This window comes from Gellertiella hungarica (genome assembly GCF_014197145.1).
Taxonomy (GTDB): Bacteria; Pseudomonadota; Alphaproteobacteria; order Rhizobiales; family Rhizobiaceae; genus Gellertiella; species Gellertiella hungarica.
In genome coordinates, this window is the sequence record NZ_JACIEZ010000002.1 from 1 (window position 1) to 12752 (window position 12752).

The following is a 12752-nucleotide window of genomic DNA, read 5'->3' on the forward strand; positions in this document are numbered from 1 at the left end:
CATTTGCAGAGACGTTTGCGGGGGACTGCCCCAAGAATCCCCATCCCGATCTCCCCCCTTGAGGGGGAGATGCCCGGCAGGGCAGAGGGGGGTGCACATCGGCAAACTCCACGCCGCGCGAGGCAGATGGGGGTGCACCTCGTCAAACGCCACGCCACGCCAGGCACACGAAGGTGCCCCCCGATAAAACCCTTCCCGTCCGGGCAGCGCCGTCAGAGGTGGCCGGTTTCGAGGGTGGTGAAGAGGAGATCGAGGGCGGCGGCGAGTTTTTCGTCGACGATGTGGAGATAGGCCGTCCAGTCGTGCAGGCCGGAGAGGTCGTGGCAGCCGTCGGAGATGCCGCGCAGGCCGATCAGGGGGACGCCGAAGCGCTGGCAGGCGCGCAGCACGGCGAAGGTTTCCATCTCCACCAGGTCGGCATCGATGCCGGCATAGGCCGCGCCGGAGATGACGCCGGCGCCTGTCGAAAGCCGCGCTTCCGGCACGCCGGGAATGCGCAGGGGAAGCGGCACCTCGGCCGGAAGGTCGAGGAGGGGCGTGCGGCCCTTTTCGAAGCCGAGCGGGCTGGCGTCCATGTCGCGGTAGCTCGCCGAGACGATCTGGTAGACGCCCGTATGCTCGAGAACGGCCGATCCCGCCGAACCCAGGCAGACGACGAGATCCGGCAGATGACCGGCCGCTGCAAGCTCCGCCAGCGCATGGGTGACGCCGATGGCGGCCTCGACCGGTCCGATACCGGTGAAGAGGGGTTCGATCCGTTCCCGCAGATGCACGCCATATTCCGCATCCACGGCCATGACGAAGAGCAGGCGCCGGCCCGCGACGATCTTCAGCGGCGGCGTCATCCGGCGATGTCCCCGCGCCCGCGAATGACCATCATGGTGCCGGTCATGGAGGCGATCAGCTTGGCCGGCCCGTCGCCCACCGCATAGGCGCGGCCATCGGCGACGATGATGGTGGAGCCGGGCTTGGTCACGTCGCCGCGAAAGAGAAAGCGCTCGCCGCGCCCCGGCGACAGGAGGTTGACCTTGAACTCGATGGTGAGGATCGAGGCCTCGGGATCGGTGACGGTGTAGGCGGCATAGCCGCAGGCGGTGTCCAGTGCGGCGGAGATGATGCCGGCATGCAGGAAGCCGTGCTGCTGGGTGAGCTTCTCGTCGAAGGGCATCTCGATCTCGATGGAGCCGTGCTCCACCCGCGTCAGCACCGCGCCGATCGTCTCCATCGCCTTCTGCCGTGCATAGCTGGCGGCGATCCTGCCTCGAAAATCGTCAATGTCCGTCATGCGTTCCGTCCGGTGCCCTCGTCCGGGCGGACAGTTGCATGAGGGACGGCGTGCGGGCAAGGCCTCAATTGAGCATGACGATCGCGCCGTTGAGAAGCGTCGCGAAACTGACCCACAGCAGATAGGGAACGAGCAGCAGGGCGGCGGGGCGATCGACCGGGAAGGCGGCGCGGATCAGCGCCACGAGCGTGATCCAGAGCAGGGCGACGATGGCGAGCGCGGTTCCCGGCATGTGCAGCGCGAAGAAGGCGGGAGACCACAGGAAGTTCAGCACCAGCTGCATCCACCACAGCTTCATGGCCGGCGAGGAGGAGGCCTTCATGAAGAGCCGCGCGCCGGCAATGCCGATCAGGATGTAGAGCACAGACCAGACCGGACCGAACAGCCAGTTCGGCGGCTGGAAGGAGGGTTTCACCAGCGACGCGAACCAGGCATCCGGCATGCTGACCGAGCCGATCAGCAGCCCGCCGCCGAGCGTCAGCAGGATGAAGAGAAGGGCGGTTGCCCAGGGGCTTCGTGTTGCCGTCATTCAGAGTTCCCCCTGTCCGGTGCGTCAGAGATGACGGGTAGATAGGGCGGCAATGTGCTGGTCAAAGGTCAGGGCGAGCTTTTTGTCGCGGAAGTGCCCGTCATAGGAGGAGAGCGCGAAGCCGCCGGGTGCCGGCGCGATGCCCGCCGCACTGGCAAGGCGCCGGCGATCCACCACCCGCCCGCTGTCCATGTCCACCGTCACCGCAAAGCCGCCCTTGGGCGAGGCAAGCCCGACGAGCCCCTCGCTGCGGTTCACGGCAATCGCCCCCACATAGAGGGCGAGCCCTTCCGTCACATCCTCGGGCAGGGCGAGGAAGCGGATCTCCTCGCCGGGTGCGAAGGAGCCGGCAAGCGGCGGGCGGTCGTCGCGCGCGCCCTCGTACTGGCAGGCAAACCAGATGCGGCCCTTGCCGTCGGTGTCGATGTGCCGGGTGGAGAGGTGCGAGAGATGGGCCGGCAGCCCATGCTTCTCCACAAGCCGGCCGTCCGTCGCGCCGATCAGCGCGAGCGAGGGCTCCATGCGGTCAAGGTTCAGTTTGGTGCGGCCGAAATCCGGATGGGTCTCGATGCCGCCATTGGCAACGATCAGGAGGCGCCCGTCATCCGAGATGGACAGATCGTGCGGCCCGACGCCGAAGGAGGAAAATTCGCCCTTGCGCCGGAAGCCGTCGGTCGCGTCATAAACCCCGATGACACCGCGCCGGGCGTCGAAGTCGTTCTCGCAGGCATAGAGGAGGCGCCCGTCGGGGGAGAAGCAGCCGTGGCCGTAGAAATGCCGCCCCTCCGCCGCCGTGACGACCACCGGCTCGGCAAGCCCCCGGCGCGAGAGCGCCATCATGTAGGTGCCGGGCCGGCGGGCGAAGGCAACGAGCCGGTCCGTGGCGGGCGAATAGGCGAGCCCGTGGGCGCGGTCGGGCAGGAGGGCACGGTCGACCAGCTCGCCCCGTTCGGTCAGCGTCGCGATGCCGAAGCGGCCGTCCTCCCCGCGATAGGCGGAGGCAAAGAGCGCATCGGCGGAAAGCGCGGCCCGCGCCCCGGCGGGCGAAAGGCCGGCGAGAAAGGCAGCCCCGCTCGCCTTCAGGAACTGCCGCCGGTCGAAGAGAGGGGTGGCGCCGCTCAAGATCAGTCTCCGTCCGAGAAGGAGAAGCCGGCGCCGAGCCCCAGCGCCCGCCCGTAATCGTCGCTGAGGCGGGTGATGAGGTCGCGGCCGTTCAGCATCAGGAAGTCGATCCGGGCGCGCTCTTCGGGTTCGGAAAGGGCAAGCTCGATGTCCGGCGAGACGGATCTTGCCGTGCGGGCCATGGCCTTCATGACGAAGGCGATGGAGGTGCCGACCGAGCGCTGGTCGTCGGCGAGCAGGTCTTCCATCCCCGCCTTCTTCCAGAAGCCGATCAGCCCGTCGATATCGGCGCCGATCATCGTCCAGGTATTGCCGGAGCGCCAGAAGATCGCCTGTTTCGGGTTGGCCTTCGCGTCCTTCTCGCCGGCAAAGGCGCGGATGCGCTGGTCGCGCACCATCTCCGCCCCGTGCACCATGATGCCGAGAAGCTCGACCACGGCCTCTTCCTCGGTGCGGAAGGCGGGGTTCTGCGGGCCGGGCGTCTTCCAGCTCGTGGCAATGCCGCCGGGCGCCTGCCATGCGGCGACGAACTCGCCGGCAATGGCGTGGAGATTGCCGGCAATGGCCGCGCCATAGCGGCAGCGATGGGAGGCCTTCTCCGCCTGGAGCGTCTCGTGGCCCTTGCCATAGAGCACGAATTCCAGCGCGCCGAGCCCCTGCACGCCGACGCTCTTGCCGGAGAGCGTCTCGACGGCGGTGGCGCTTTCGTCCTTTTTCGACAGGATCGCCTGGATCTGCTTCAGCGCGATGCCCTTGCGGTCCGGGTGGTAGAGCACCCGCTCGAAGCGGTTCTTCTCGAGCGCCGGGCCGCTGCGGATGATCTCGACCGGCCCCCAGGCCTTCAGCGTGTCGGCAAAGGCCTCGCGCGCTGCCGCTTCCGCCTCTGCCGAAGGGTCGGTGCACAGCGCCTTCATGGCCTCCTCCAGCCTGCCGGTCCGGTCGTCGAAGGCGCGGTAGCCGGGCAGGATCACCTCGTCCACGGCGCTGGCGAGGACGGCCGGCGCCTTGCCGCTTACCGCCGCAAGTGCCGGCGTTGCGAGAAGACCGAGGCCGAAGGCGAAAAGGGTGATCGTCGAACGCATCAGAGGGACTCCAGGAAGCGGATGAGGGACTGTCGGTCTTCGGCCGTGGCCCGGCGGAAGCGCTCGCGCGCCGCCTCCGCCTCGCCGCCATGCCAGAGGATGGCTTCCGCGAGGCTCCGGGCCCTGCCGTCATGCAGGTAGACTCTGTTGCCGTTGACGGTGCCGGCAAGCCCGAGGCCCCAGAGCGGCGGGGTCCGCCATTCGGTGCCGGAGGCTTCGCCCACGGTCTGCCCGTCGGCAAGGCCCTCGCCCATGTCGTGCAACAGGAAATCCGAATAGGGCCAGATGCGCTGGCCGCCAAGGGCGGGAATTGTCGCATCCGCCCCGGTGGTGAAGGCGGGGACGTGGCAGGCGGCGCAACCGAGCTCGCGAAACACCGCCTTGCCGGCGAGCACCGCCCGAAAGCTTGCCTTGCGCCGGGCCGGCACGGCCAGATTGGCCGCATAGAAGACGAGCGCGTCGAAGGCCTCGGCGGAGATTTCCTGCGGGCCGAGGCGGGGCTGCACGCCTGTCGGCCGGGAGAGACAGTCCGTCTGCGCGCCGGTGCAGTCGCCGAAGGGAAGATCGGCCGCAGGCGAGGCAATGCCGATGTCGTGCGCAAGGGCGGCGGCCGTCTGGGCGGCGACGGTGGCGTGCTGCCCCTTCCAGCCGAAGCGACCGAGGGGGCGGATGCCCGTTTCGCCCGCCACGGCCAGGGCCGGACGGCCGGAAATGCCGTCACCGTCCCGGTCGCCGGGATCGGCATGGGCGAGGATGTCCGCATCCGGGATGGCCTCGATCAGCCCGAGCCCGATCATCGGCGGGGCGATGCGCGGGGACAGCACGGTTCCGGCGGCAAGCGCCCCGTAGGCGGGTTCGGCAACCGCATAGGAAGGCCGCGACAGGCGCACCACGGTCCCGTCGTAAAGCGTTTCGGCACGGTCCTCGCGGGCGATCGCGACCTGTCCCTCCGCGGCAAGGCCGGGGATTGCCCTGTCCTGCAGCTGGGTTCCATACACGGGATCGGGGAAATTCGGCACGCTTCCCGTCGCGACCATCTGCCTTTCCTGCGCCGTCTGCGGATTGCGCGCGAGGCGAAGGAGGAAGCCGGTGCCGCTCTCGCCCGGCTCCGGCGAGCGCCCGCGTCCGTCGCGCACATGACAGCTTTCGCAGGAGCGGGCGTTGAAGAGCGGTCCGAGCCCGTCGGAGGCCTGGGTCGAGGAGGGGGCGGCAACCCACAGCTTGCGGAAGAGGGCGCGCCCGAGATGGAAGCGCATGGCATCGGCTTCGGGCAGGTTGCCGCTCATCTGGCGGAAGGCTTCCCGGCCGGGCGGGGCAATCGAGGTCGCCGCACCGCCCGACAGCGTCTCCCCCTCCTCGTAAGCCGCTGCCGCAGGGCCCGCATCCGCCGCCTCGCCGCGGGCGGCAAGGAGGAGAAGCGCTGCGATCGACAGGGCGCGGGCGAGGGGACGCATCGGCTACCGTGCGGTTTCGGCCACGGGCGTCTCGGCCCCCGCGGCCTTCTGGTTTCGAAGACGCCTTACTGGGCGACGGCGCCTGGATTGTCCAGGCTGTCCGACCCTTCGAGCGTGATGCCGGAAAGGCCGAGCACCGAGATCACCCGCTGGATGGACTTGGTCTGGTCGACGAGATCGTCCACCGCCGTCTGGATCAGCGCGTTGCCCTCGGTGTTGCCCTCGGCCAGCATCTGGTCATAGGCTTCGCCGCCTTCGGCGCGCTTGGCAATGGCTTCCATGGCGCTCACGGTTTTTTGAAGCTTGGCCGAGAGCTCCGCATCGAGCGCCTTGTCCCTGGCCGCCACCAGTTCGGAAAGCGACGGACCTGCCATCTTGGTGCCGTCGACCCGCTCATAGGTGCCCGTATAGGCCTCCTGAAGGCCGCGCGCATCGTTGAGGTGGGAGTTGTGGGTGTTGTCGGAGAAGCAGTCCTGCTCTTCCTCCGGATCGTGCAGCAGAAGGCCGAGCTTCATCCGCTCCCCGGCCAGTTCGCCGTAGGAGAGCGAGCCCATGCCGGTCAGCAGGGCCGCGACCCCCTTCCTCGGATCGTCGGTGATGACCTTCGCCGCTTCGCCGCCCGGCTTCCACTTGTCGGCCATTTCCTGAAGGTCGGCCACCAGAAGGGCGGAGGCCGCCTTCAGATAGGCGGCGCGTCGGTCGCAATTGCCGCCGGTGCAGTTCTTCGGGTCGTAATCGGTGTAGGGGCGGTTGCCGGCGCCGGGGCCGGTGCCGTTCAGGTCCTGTCCCCAGAGCAGGAACTCGATCGCATGATAGCCGCTCGCCACATTGGCATCGACCCCGCCGGCGCTGTGCAGCTTGCCGGCGATCAGCTCCGGCGTGATCGTGGAGGCATCGACATCCTTGCCGTCGATCTTGACGGTCTTGCTGGCAATGACATTGGCGATGAAGAGCGCGTTCTCGTCGCTCTCCGAGCCATAGCTTTCGTCCACGTAATCGATGAGGCCCTCGTCCAGCGGCCAGGCGTTGACCCGGCCCTCCCAGTCGTCGACGACGGGATTGCCGAAGCGATAGACCTCGGTGCGCAGGTAAGGCACGCGCGCCTTCTTCCAGGCCTCGCGGGCGGCCTTCAGGCCCTCTTCGCTGGGCGCTGCGAGAAAGGCGCCGATCGCGGCGTCAAGGTCCCGCGCCGTTGCGGCGGCATCCTCGAACTTCGCCAGTCCCACCGCCGCGAAATGCTCCGCAACCGCCTTTTCGTCGGTCGCCGCAGCCATGGCCGTGGCCGAAACCGAAACAAGAAGGCTGGCTGCCAAGGCCAGGCTGCCGGCAAGGGAAGTGATCGTCCGTCTCATTCTGCGCTCCTGAAGGGGTTGGCCCTCTGTCCGGTCGCACACATGGCGGAAAATCAAACTGGTGTCAAACACTCTAGTTTAGAACGCTTCGAGGATTCAGCCCCTGCGCTGCATCAGGCAGAAGAAGAAACCGTCCGTATCGGTGGAGGCGGGGGTGAGCGTCAGCGTCTCGCCGTCCCGGCTGTGGGGGCGGGCGCCGGAGGTGCCGAAGAGCCGCTCCCAGAGGGGAAGCGCCGGCTGGATCGCGAAATCCGGGTTCCTCGCGCAGAAGCCCTTCACCTGGTGCTCGTTCTCCTGCGGGAGCACGGAACAGGTGATGTAGACGAGGCTGCCGCCCGGCCGCACGAAGGTTGAGGCCTGGGTGAGCGCGTCGAGCTGCTGGACGAGGCGTTCCTCGAGGTTCTTCTCGGTCAGGCGCCACTTGGTATCTGGCCGGCGGCGCCAGGTGCCGGTGCCGGTGCAGGGCGCATCGACGAGCACGCGGTCGAGCTTGCCCGTCAGCGCCTCGAGATCCTTCCTGTCGTCATGCACCTGGACGTTGCGGGTGCCGGCGCGCTTCAGCCGCTCGATGATCGGGGCAAGGCGCTTGCGGTCCGCATCATAGGCATGGACCTGGCCCTTGTTGTTCATGGTCGCGGCCATGGCCAGGGTCTTGCCGCCGCCGCCGGCGCAATAATCCAGCACCTGCTCGCCCTCCTGCGGCATGGCCAGATCGGCCACGATCTGCGACCCTTCGTCCTGCACCTCGAACCAGCCTTTCTGGAACGAAAGCTCGGCTGTGACGTTGGGTAGGCGTGAAGGGCCTTCGCCGGCGGGTATCCGGATGCCGTGGCGGGCGATGCGGGCGGGCTGCGCTCCGGCGCGCTCCAGCGCCTTCACCACCTTGTCGCGACCGGCCTTCAGCGTGTTGGCGCGCAGGTCCAGCGTCGGGCGTCCCGCAAGGGCGACGGCCTCCTCCAGCCAGGCATCGCCAAATGCCTCGGCAAAGGCGGGCACGACCCATTCGGGAATGTCGCCCTGGACATGGAGAGGTGCCTCCGTCAGCGGGCGGCTCGCAAAGGCGGAGAGGGAATGGGCGGAAAGCGGCGGCGGGGCGAAACGGTCGCCGTCAAGCTCGGCGGCAAGGCCCTCGGGGGTCATGCCCCACTGGCGCAGCAGCACCGCATAGGCCAGCGCCACCGGTCCGTCGTCGTCCATCAGCCAGGCGTGGGAAAGCCGCATGCGCAGGGCGTCGTAGACGATGTTGCCGATGGCGGCGCGGTCGCCGGAACCGGCAAAGCGATGGTTCAGGCCCCAGTCCTTCAGGGCGTCCGCCACCGGACGCTTGCGGGTCTCGATATCGGCCAGAACCTCGATGGCTCCCGCGAGCCGTCCACCCAGTCGCATTCTTTGCTCTCCACGTTATCCGTTCGGGTGGTAGCGGGTGACGGCTTCAAGAGCAAGGCTTGATGGCGCGGGCAGCGCCTCAGCCGACGATTTCGTAGCAGACCTTGGCCGTTCCGGAGGAAATCATGCCGAGGTTGCGGGCCGCTGCCTTGGAGACGTCGAGCACCCGGCCCCGCACGAAGGGACCGCGATCGTTGATCCGGACGACGACGCTCTTGCCGTTGCGCCGGTTGGTGACCTTCACCTTGGTTCCGAACCGCAGCGAGCGATGGGCCGCGGTCAGCTTTGCAGCATTCATCCGTTCGCCGGAGGCGGTACGGGAGCCGAGGGCATACCAGGAGGCACCGCCGCAACCGGCAGCTTCCGCCGTCATCGGAAGCAGGAAGGTGCTCGCGGCAAGCGCGCAGGCAGCGAAGGAGATCCGAAACTTAAGCAATACGGGTGATCCCTTGTTCTCTCGCCAGGAGGCGTTGTTGCTCGTGTACGGGGATGGTTAAGGGACGGCGAAAAATGGCGAAAAAGTGCAAAATCCGTTCACGGAATGTTACAGGCTGTAACATTCCTTGTGGTTAATGGCGCGCTTAAACAGCCGCGATTCATGTGCGCTGCGCTCAAACATTCAATAGAATCAACGAAATTTCATTTTTCGGTGCTTTCGGCAACAATGAACTGTGCCGTTCACGAAGTTGCGTGAAATATTTTTCCAATAGCACCCCATGAAACGCCGAAATCGTCGAAATTAAGAATTCGTTAGGCATGGTTTTGGGGTAATTCTGACTCAGGAGGGGCGGAATCCGGCTATCGAGTCCGCTGTCCGCTCCGCTCGGATCCGCCGAGGCGGGGCCGCTCCGTCACCCCTTCCAGCGTTCGTTCCGCCAGAGATCGGCAAGCGAGGCGCGGTATTCGGGAAAGGCGAAGGAAAAGCCCGTGGCCTTCAGCTTCGCATTCGAGACCCGCTGGTTCTTGCCATAGAAGGAGCGCGCCATGGGCGACAGTTCGGCGGTGGCGAAATCCTGTTCCGGGGGCGGCGCGACGCCCATCAGGCGGGCGGCTTCCGTCACCACGTCCTGGGGCGGGGCGGGTTCGTCGTCGGTGACGTTGTAGATGCCGCCGAGGCCGGCACTGGCAAGATGCAGGGTGGCGCGGCCGATATCTTCCACCCGGATGCGGTTGAAGACCTGGCCCGGCTTGATCAGCCGCCGGGCGGTGCCCTGCGCGAGGTTGACGAAGGTGTTGCGGCCGGGACCGTAGATGCCGGAAAGCCGGAGAACGCCGACGGGCAGGCCGTGGCGCGCGCCGAGCGCAAGCCAGTCCCGTTCCGCCACGAGCCGTTCGGCGCCGCGGGCCGCTTCCGGCCGGCATTCGGTTTCTTCCGTCACCCAGCCGCCGCCGTGGTCGCCATAGACGCCGACGGTCGAGAGATAGGCAATCCAGGTGAGGCGCGGGGCAAGCCGGCGGAGGTCGTCGCCGAGAAGGCCGGGCAGGGCATCGCCCTCCGGCCCGGGCGAGACCGACTGCACGAGGTGGGTTGCGGCCGCAAGCGCCTGCTCGAGATCCGGTGTCAGCGTCTGGCCGTCATAGAGAAGCGGTGCGATGCCCGCCTGCTTCAGCGCCGCGGCCTTTTCGGGGCTGCGGGTTGTGCCCGTGACGGCAAAGCCGGCGCCGGCGAATTCCCGTGCGATTGCCTTTCCGGAGTAGCCGGCGCCAAAGATCATCAGGTTCATGCCGTCGCTCCTGCCCTTTCCCATTCCTCGATGACCGACGCATCGGTTTCGATGGCCCTTTCTGCCGCAAAGCGGGCAAGCCCGCCAGCCCCCGCCAGGCGGGAAAGCGCCCAGACCGCCATGGCCCGCACCACCGGAGAGGGGTCCGAAAGCAGCGCCGCGCAAGGCGCGGCAAGCGCCGTCCGCCCGGAATTTCCCGCCGCGATCAGCACGTTGCGGATGAAGCGGTCGCGCCCGATGCGCTTGACCGGCGAGCCGGAAAAGAGGCTCCGGAAGGCGGCATCGTCCAGCGTCAGAAGCGTTTCGATGTCGGGGTCGCGCAGATCCTCCCGCGCCCGCAGCTTCGCCTCGCGCGCCTCGCTGGCAAACTTGTTCCACGGGCAGGCGGCAAGACAGTCGTCGCAGCCATAGATGCGGTTGCCGAAAAGCGGGCGCAGCGCCGGATCGATCGGGCCCTTGTGCTCGATGGTGAGATAGGAGATGCAGCGCCGCGCATCGATCTGGTAGGGCGCGGGAAAGGCATCCGTCGGACAGGCCGCAAGGCAGGCGCGGCAATTGCCGCAGTGGTCCGTCTCCGGCGCATCCCTGTCGAGGTCGGCGGTGGTGAAGATGGAGCCGAGGAAGAGCCAGGAGCCGAATTCGCGCGAGACGAGGTTGGTATGCTTGCCCTGCCAGCCGAGCCCGGCTGCCGCCGCCAGCGGCTTTTCCATCACCGGCGCGGTATCCACGAAGACCTTCACGTCCGCTCCCGCGCGCGCGGCGAAGCGGGTGGCGATTTCCTTCAGCCGGCCCTTGATCAGGTCGTGATAGTCCCGGTGGCGGGCATAGACGGACACATGGGCCTTTTCCGGATGCTGCTGCAGGAGGCGGGGGTCGTGGTCCGGGCCGTAATTCATGCCCAGCATGACAATGGATTTCACCTCCGGCCACAGCACCGCGGGATCGGCGCGGCGGGCGGCGGTTTCGGCCATCCACTCCATGGTGCCGTGACGCCCCGCCTCGAGAAAGGCGGCAAGGCGTGCCGGCGCCTCGGGAATGCTGTCGGGGCTGGCGATGCGGCAGAGATCGAAGCCCGCGGCAGCGGCCTCCGCCTTCATGAAGGCGGTCAGCTTGCCGCGCCGGGCGGCGTCCCTGTCCCGTGCGGGCGCGGCCACCGGCGCGCGCCCTCAGAAATCCAGGTCGGCGTAATGCGAAACCGGCGTCAGCCCGCGCACGCGATCGTTGAGGAGCGGCCGGAAGGAGGGCCGCGACTTTACCCGCTGGTACCAGTCCTTGGCGATCGGGCTTTCGTTCCAGTCGATCTCGCCGAGATAATCGAGGACGGACAGCGCGGCGGCTGCCGCAAGATCGGCATAGCTCATCCGCTCGCCGGCCAGCCACTGGCGCGAGCCCGCAAGCCAGGTGATGTATTTCATGTGCTGGCGGATATTGGCGCGCGCCGTGCGCAGCACCTTCGAATCGGGTGCGCCGCCGCCCTGATCGGCGGTCATCTGCAGCTTGAAGGCGCGCTCGCGCGCCAGCGGACGGGTCACGTCCTGCTCCATCTTGACGAGGAACCATTCCGTCAGCCGGCGGATCTCCGCCCGCTGGAAGGGATCTTCCGCCAGAAGCCGCCGGTCGCGCTTCAGTACGCCATGGGTTTCGTCGAGATATTCGGAGATGACGGTGGCGCCGCACAGCGCGCGCATGCTGTCGTCCACGTAGACCGGCAGGGTGCCGGCCGGATTGAGCGCCAGAAAGTCGCGGCGCTTCTCCCAGGGCTGCTCCTCGATCAGATCCACCTGGTAATTGTATTCCGTCAAGATCAGGCGCACGAAGCGCGATGCGGATGACATCGGGTGGTGATAGAGCGTGGGCATGGATACTCGAAAAATCTGTTTGTCACAGGAGGCGCGGCACGAAGCGGGGCCTCTGGTCATCACGGGTTCAGCAAAGCTATAGGTCGTTGCATCTCGCAACACAAGCGAATCAGCCGTTTTCACCATGTTTCAAAAGGAAAATGCATGGCCGACCAATCCATCGTCAGCGCGCTCGTGCTTGGCCTCATCGAGGGGCTGACCGAGTTCATTCCGGTTTCCTCGACGGCGCATGTGCTGCTGGCCGAGCATTTCCTGGGCTTCTCCTCGCCGGGCAATACCTTTCCCGTGCTGATCCAGCTGGGGGCGATCCTGGCCATCCTGCTCGTCTATTTCCGCAAGCTGTGGGAAATCGCCACCGCGCTGCCGTCGAGCCCCACCGCCCGGCGCTTCGTGCTGACCGTGCTGATCGCCTTCCTGCCCGCGGCCGTCATCGGCGCCGCAGCCCACGGCTTCATCAAGAAGGTGCTCTTCGAGACGCCCGCCCTCATCTGCGTGGTGCTCATCGTCGGCGGGGTGATCCTGCTCGCCGTCGACCGGATGACCTTCAAGCCGAAATACCGCAACATCATGGACTATCCGCCGATGCTGGCGCTCAAGATCGGCCTGTTCCAGTGCATCGCCATGATTCCCGGCACCTCGCGCTCCGGCGCGACCATCGTCGGCGCGCTGCTGATGGGCGCCGACAAGCGCTCGGCGGCGGAATTCTCCTTCTTCCTCGCCATGCCCACCATGCTCGGCGCTTTCGTGCTCGATCTCTACAAGAACCGCGACGTGATGACGCTCGACGGCGCCTCGCTGATTGCGGTCGGCTTCGTCATGGCCTTCGTCTCGGCTCTCTTCGTGGTGCGCTCGCTGCTCGATTTCGTCTCGAAGCGCGGCTATGCCGTCTTTGCCTGGTGGCGCATCGCGGTGGGCCTGCTTGGCCTTGCGGGGCTGTGGCTCGTCGGCTGAGGGCCCGT

Annotated in this window: 13 protein-coding genes; 1 reads left to right on the top strand and 12 read right to left on the bottom strand. The window is 67.2% G+C overall.

The window, feature by feature from the left end:
• Positions 1-212: 212 nt before the first annotated feature.
• The 12 genes from GGR23_RS04540 to GGR23_RS04595 all read right to left on the bottom strand — a co-directional run bounded on the left by GGR23_RS04540 (position 213) and on the right by GGR23_RS04595 (position 11793).
• Complete coding sequence (locus GGR23_RS04540; RefSeq protein WP_183364935.1) at positions 213-845, bottom strand: 5'-methylthioadenosine/S-adenosylhomocysteine nucleosidase; 633 nt, start codon at positions 843-845, stop codon at positions 213-215.
• The gene (locus GGR23_RS04545; protein WP_183364936.1) at positions 842-1285 is read right to left on the bottom strand and encodes a PaaI family thioesterase; all 444 of its coding nucleotides are present in this window, start codon (positions 1283-1285) and stop codon (positions 842-844) included. Before GGR23_RS04545 ends, GGR23_RS04540 begins: the two co-directional genes overlap by 4 nt.
• A 64-nt stretch (positions 1286-1349) precedes the next feature.
• Positions 1350-1814 carry a TspO/MBR family protein gene (locus GGR23_RS04550; RefSeq protein WP_183364937.1) on the bottom strand — a complete coding sequence of 155 codons (465 nt, stop codon included), beginning with the start codon at positions 1812-1814 and terminating at the stop codon, positions 1350-1352.
• A 24-nt stretch (positions 1815-1838) separates the two neighbouring features.
• On the bottom strand, positions 1839-2936 hold the full coding sequence (locus GGR23_RS04555) for a DUF1513 domain-containing protein (protein WP_183364938.1): 1098 nt from the start codon (positions 2934-2936) through the stop codon (positions 1839-1841).
• A gap of 2 nt (positions 2937-2938) precedes the next feature.
• Positions 2939-4018, bottom strand: coding sequence for an imelysin family protein (locus tag GGR23_RS04560; protein WP_183364939.1), 1080 nt, complete (start codon positions 4016-4018; stop codon positions 2939-2941).
• Complete coding sequence (locus GGR23_RS04565) at positions 4018-5472, bottom strand: di-heme oxidoreductase family protein (RefSeq protein WP_183364940.1); 1455 nt, start codon at positions 5470-5472, stop codon at positions 4018-4020. Before GGR23_RS04565 ends, GGR23_RS04560 begins: the two co-directional genes overlap by 1 nt.
• A gap of 65 nt (positions 5473-5537) precedes the next feature.
• Entirely contained in the window at positions 5538-6824 is a 1287-nt protein-coding gene (locus tag GGR23_RS04570; RefSeq protein WP_183364941.1) for an imelysin family protein, read from the bottom strand.
• Positions 6825-6920: 96 nt separating this feature from the next.
• Positions 6921-8210 carry an RsmB/NOP family class I SAM-dependent RNA methyltransferase gene (locus GGR23_RS04575; RefSeq protein ID WP_183364942.1) on the bottom strand — a complete coding sequence of 430 codons (1290 nt, stop codon included), beginning with the start codon at positions 8208-8210 and terminating at the stop codon, positions 6921-6923.
• Positions 8211-8289: 79 nt separating this feature from the next.
• Positions 8290-8646 carry a septal ring lytic transglycosylase RlpA family protein gene (locus tag GGR23_RS04580; protein WP_246364968.1) on the bottom strand — a complete coding sequence of 119 codons (357 nt, stop codon included), beginning with the start codon at positions 8644-8646 and terminating at the stop codon, positions 8290-8292.
• A 415-nt stretch (positions 8647-9061) separates the two neighbouring features.
• On the bottom strand, positions 9062-9934 hold the full coding sequence (locus GGR23_RS04585) for an SDR family oxidoreductase (RefSeq protein WP_183364943.1): 873 nt from the start codon (positions 9932-9934) through the stop codon (positions 9062-9064).
• Positions 9931-11031 carry a tRNA epoxyqueuosine(34) reductase QueG gene (queG, locus tag GGR23_RS04590; RefSeq protein WP_183365747.1) on the bottom strand — a complete coding sequence of 367 codons (1101 nt, stop codon included), beginning with the start codon at positions 11029-11031 and terminating at the stop codon, positions 9931-9933. The genes GGR23_RS04585 and queG overlap by 4 nt, the downstream gene beginning before the upstream one ends.
• Before the next feature lie 69 nt (positions 11032-11100).
• Positions 11101-11793, bottom strand: coding sequence for a glutathione S-transferase family protein (locus GGR23_RS04595; protein WP_183364944.1), 693 nt, complete (start codon positions 11791-11793; stop codon positions 11101-11103).
• Positions 11794-11937: 144 nt separating this feature from the next.
• On the opposite strand from GGR23_RS04595, the gene GGR23_RS04600 reads away from it, so the two are divergent.
• Complete coding sequence (locus tag GGR23_RS04600; protein WP_183364945.1) at positions 11938-12744, top strand: undecaprenyl-diphosphate phosphatase; 807 nt, start codon at positions 11938-11940, stop codon at positions 12742-12744.
• Positions 12745-12752 lie beyond the last annotated feature (8 nt).

What these genes read in the sequence shown, in the direction of transcription:
- GGR23_RS04550 (WP_183364937.1), bottom strand. Translation starts at nt 1,814, where the DNA reads ATGACGGCAACACGAAGCCCCTGGGCAACCGCCCTTCTCTTCATCCTG.
- GGR23_RS04585 (WP_183364943.1), bottom strand. Translation starts at nt 9,934, where the DNA reads ATGAACCTGATGATCTTTGGCGCCGGCTACTCCGGAAAGGCAATCGCA.
- GGR23_RS04560 (WP_183364939.1), bottom strand. Translation starts at nt 4,018, where the DNA reads ATGCGTTCGACGATCACCCTTTTCGCCTTCGGCCTCGGTCTTCTCGCA.
- GGR23_RS04575 (WP_183364942.1), bottom strand. Translation starts at nt 8,210, where the DNA reads ATGCGACTGGGTGGACGGCTCGCGGGAGCCATCGAGGTTCTGGCCGAT.
- GGR23_RS04540 (WP_183364935.1), bottom strand. Translation starts at nt 845, where the DNA reads ATGACGCCGCCGCTGAAGATCGTCGCGGGCCGGCGCCTGCTCTTCGTC.
- GGR23_RS04595 (WP_183364944.1), bottom strand. Translation starts at nt 11,793, where the DNA reads ATGCCCACGCTCTATCACCACCCGATGTCATCCGCATCGCGCTTCGTG.
- GGR23_RS04545 (WP_183364936.1), bottom strand. Translation starts at nt 1,285, where the DNA reads ATGACGGACATTGACGATTTTCGAGGCAGGATCGCCGCCAGCTATGCA.
- GGR23_RS04570 (WP_183364941.1), bottom strand. Translation starts at nt 6,824, where the DNA reads ATGAGACGGACGATCACTTCCCTTGCCGGCAGCCTGGCCTTGGCAGCC.
- GGR23_RS04565 (WP_183364940.1), bottom strand. Translation starts at nt 5,472, where the DNA reads ATGCGTCCCCTCGCCCGCGCCCTGTCGATCGCAGCGCTTCTCCTCCTT.
- queG (WP_183365747.1), bottom strand. Translation starts at nt 11,031, where the DNA reads ATGAAGGCGGAGGCCGCTGCCGCGGGCTTCGATCTCTGCCGCATCGCC.
- GGR23_RS04600 (WP_183364945.1), top strand. Translation starts at nt 11,938, where the DNA reads ATGGCCGACCAATCCATCGTCAGCGCGCTCGTGCTTGGCCTCATCGAG.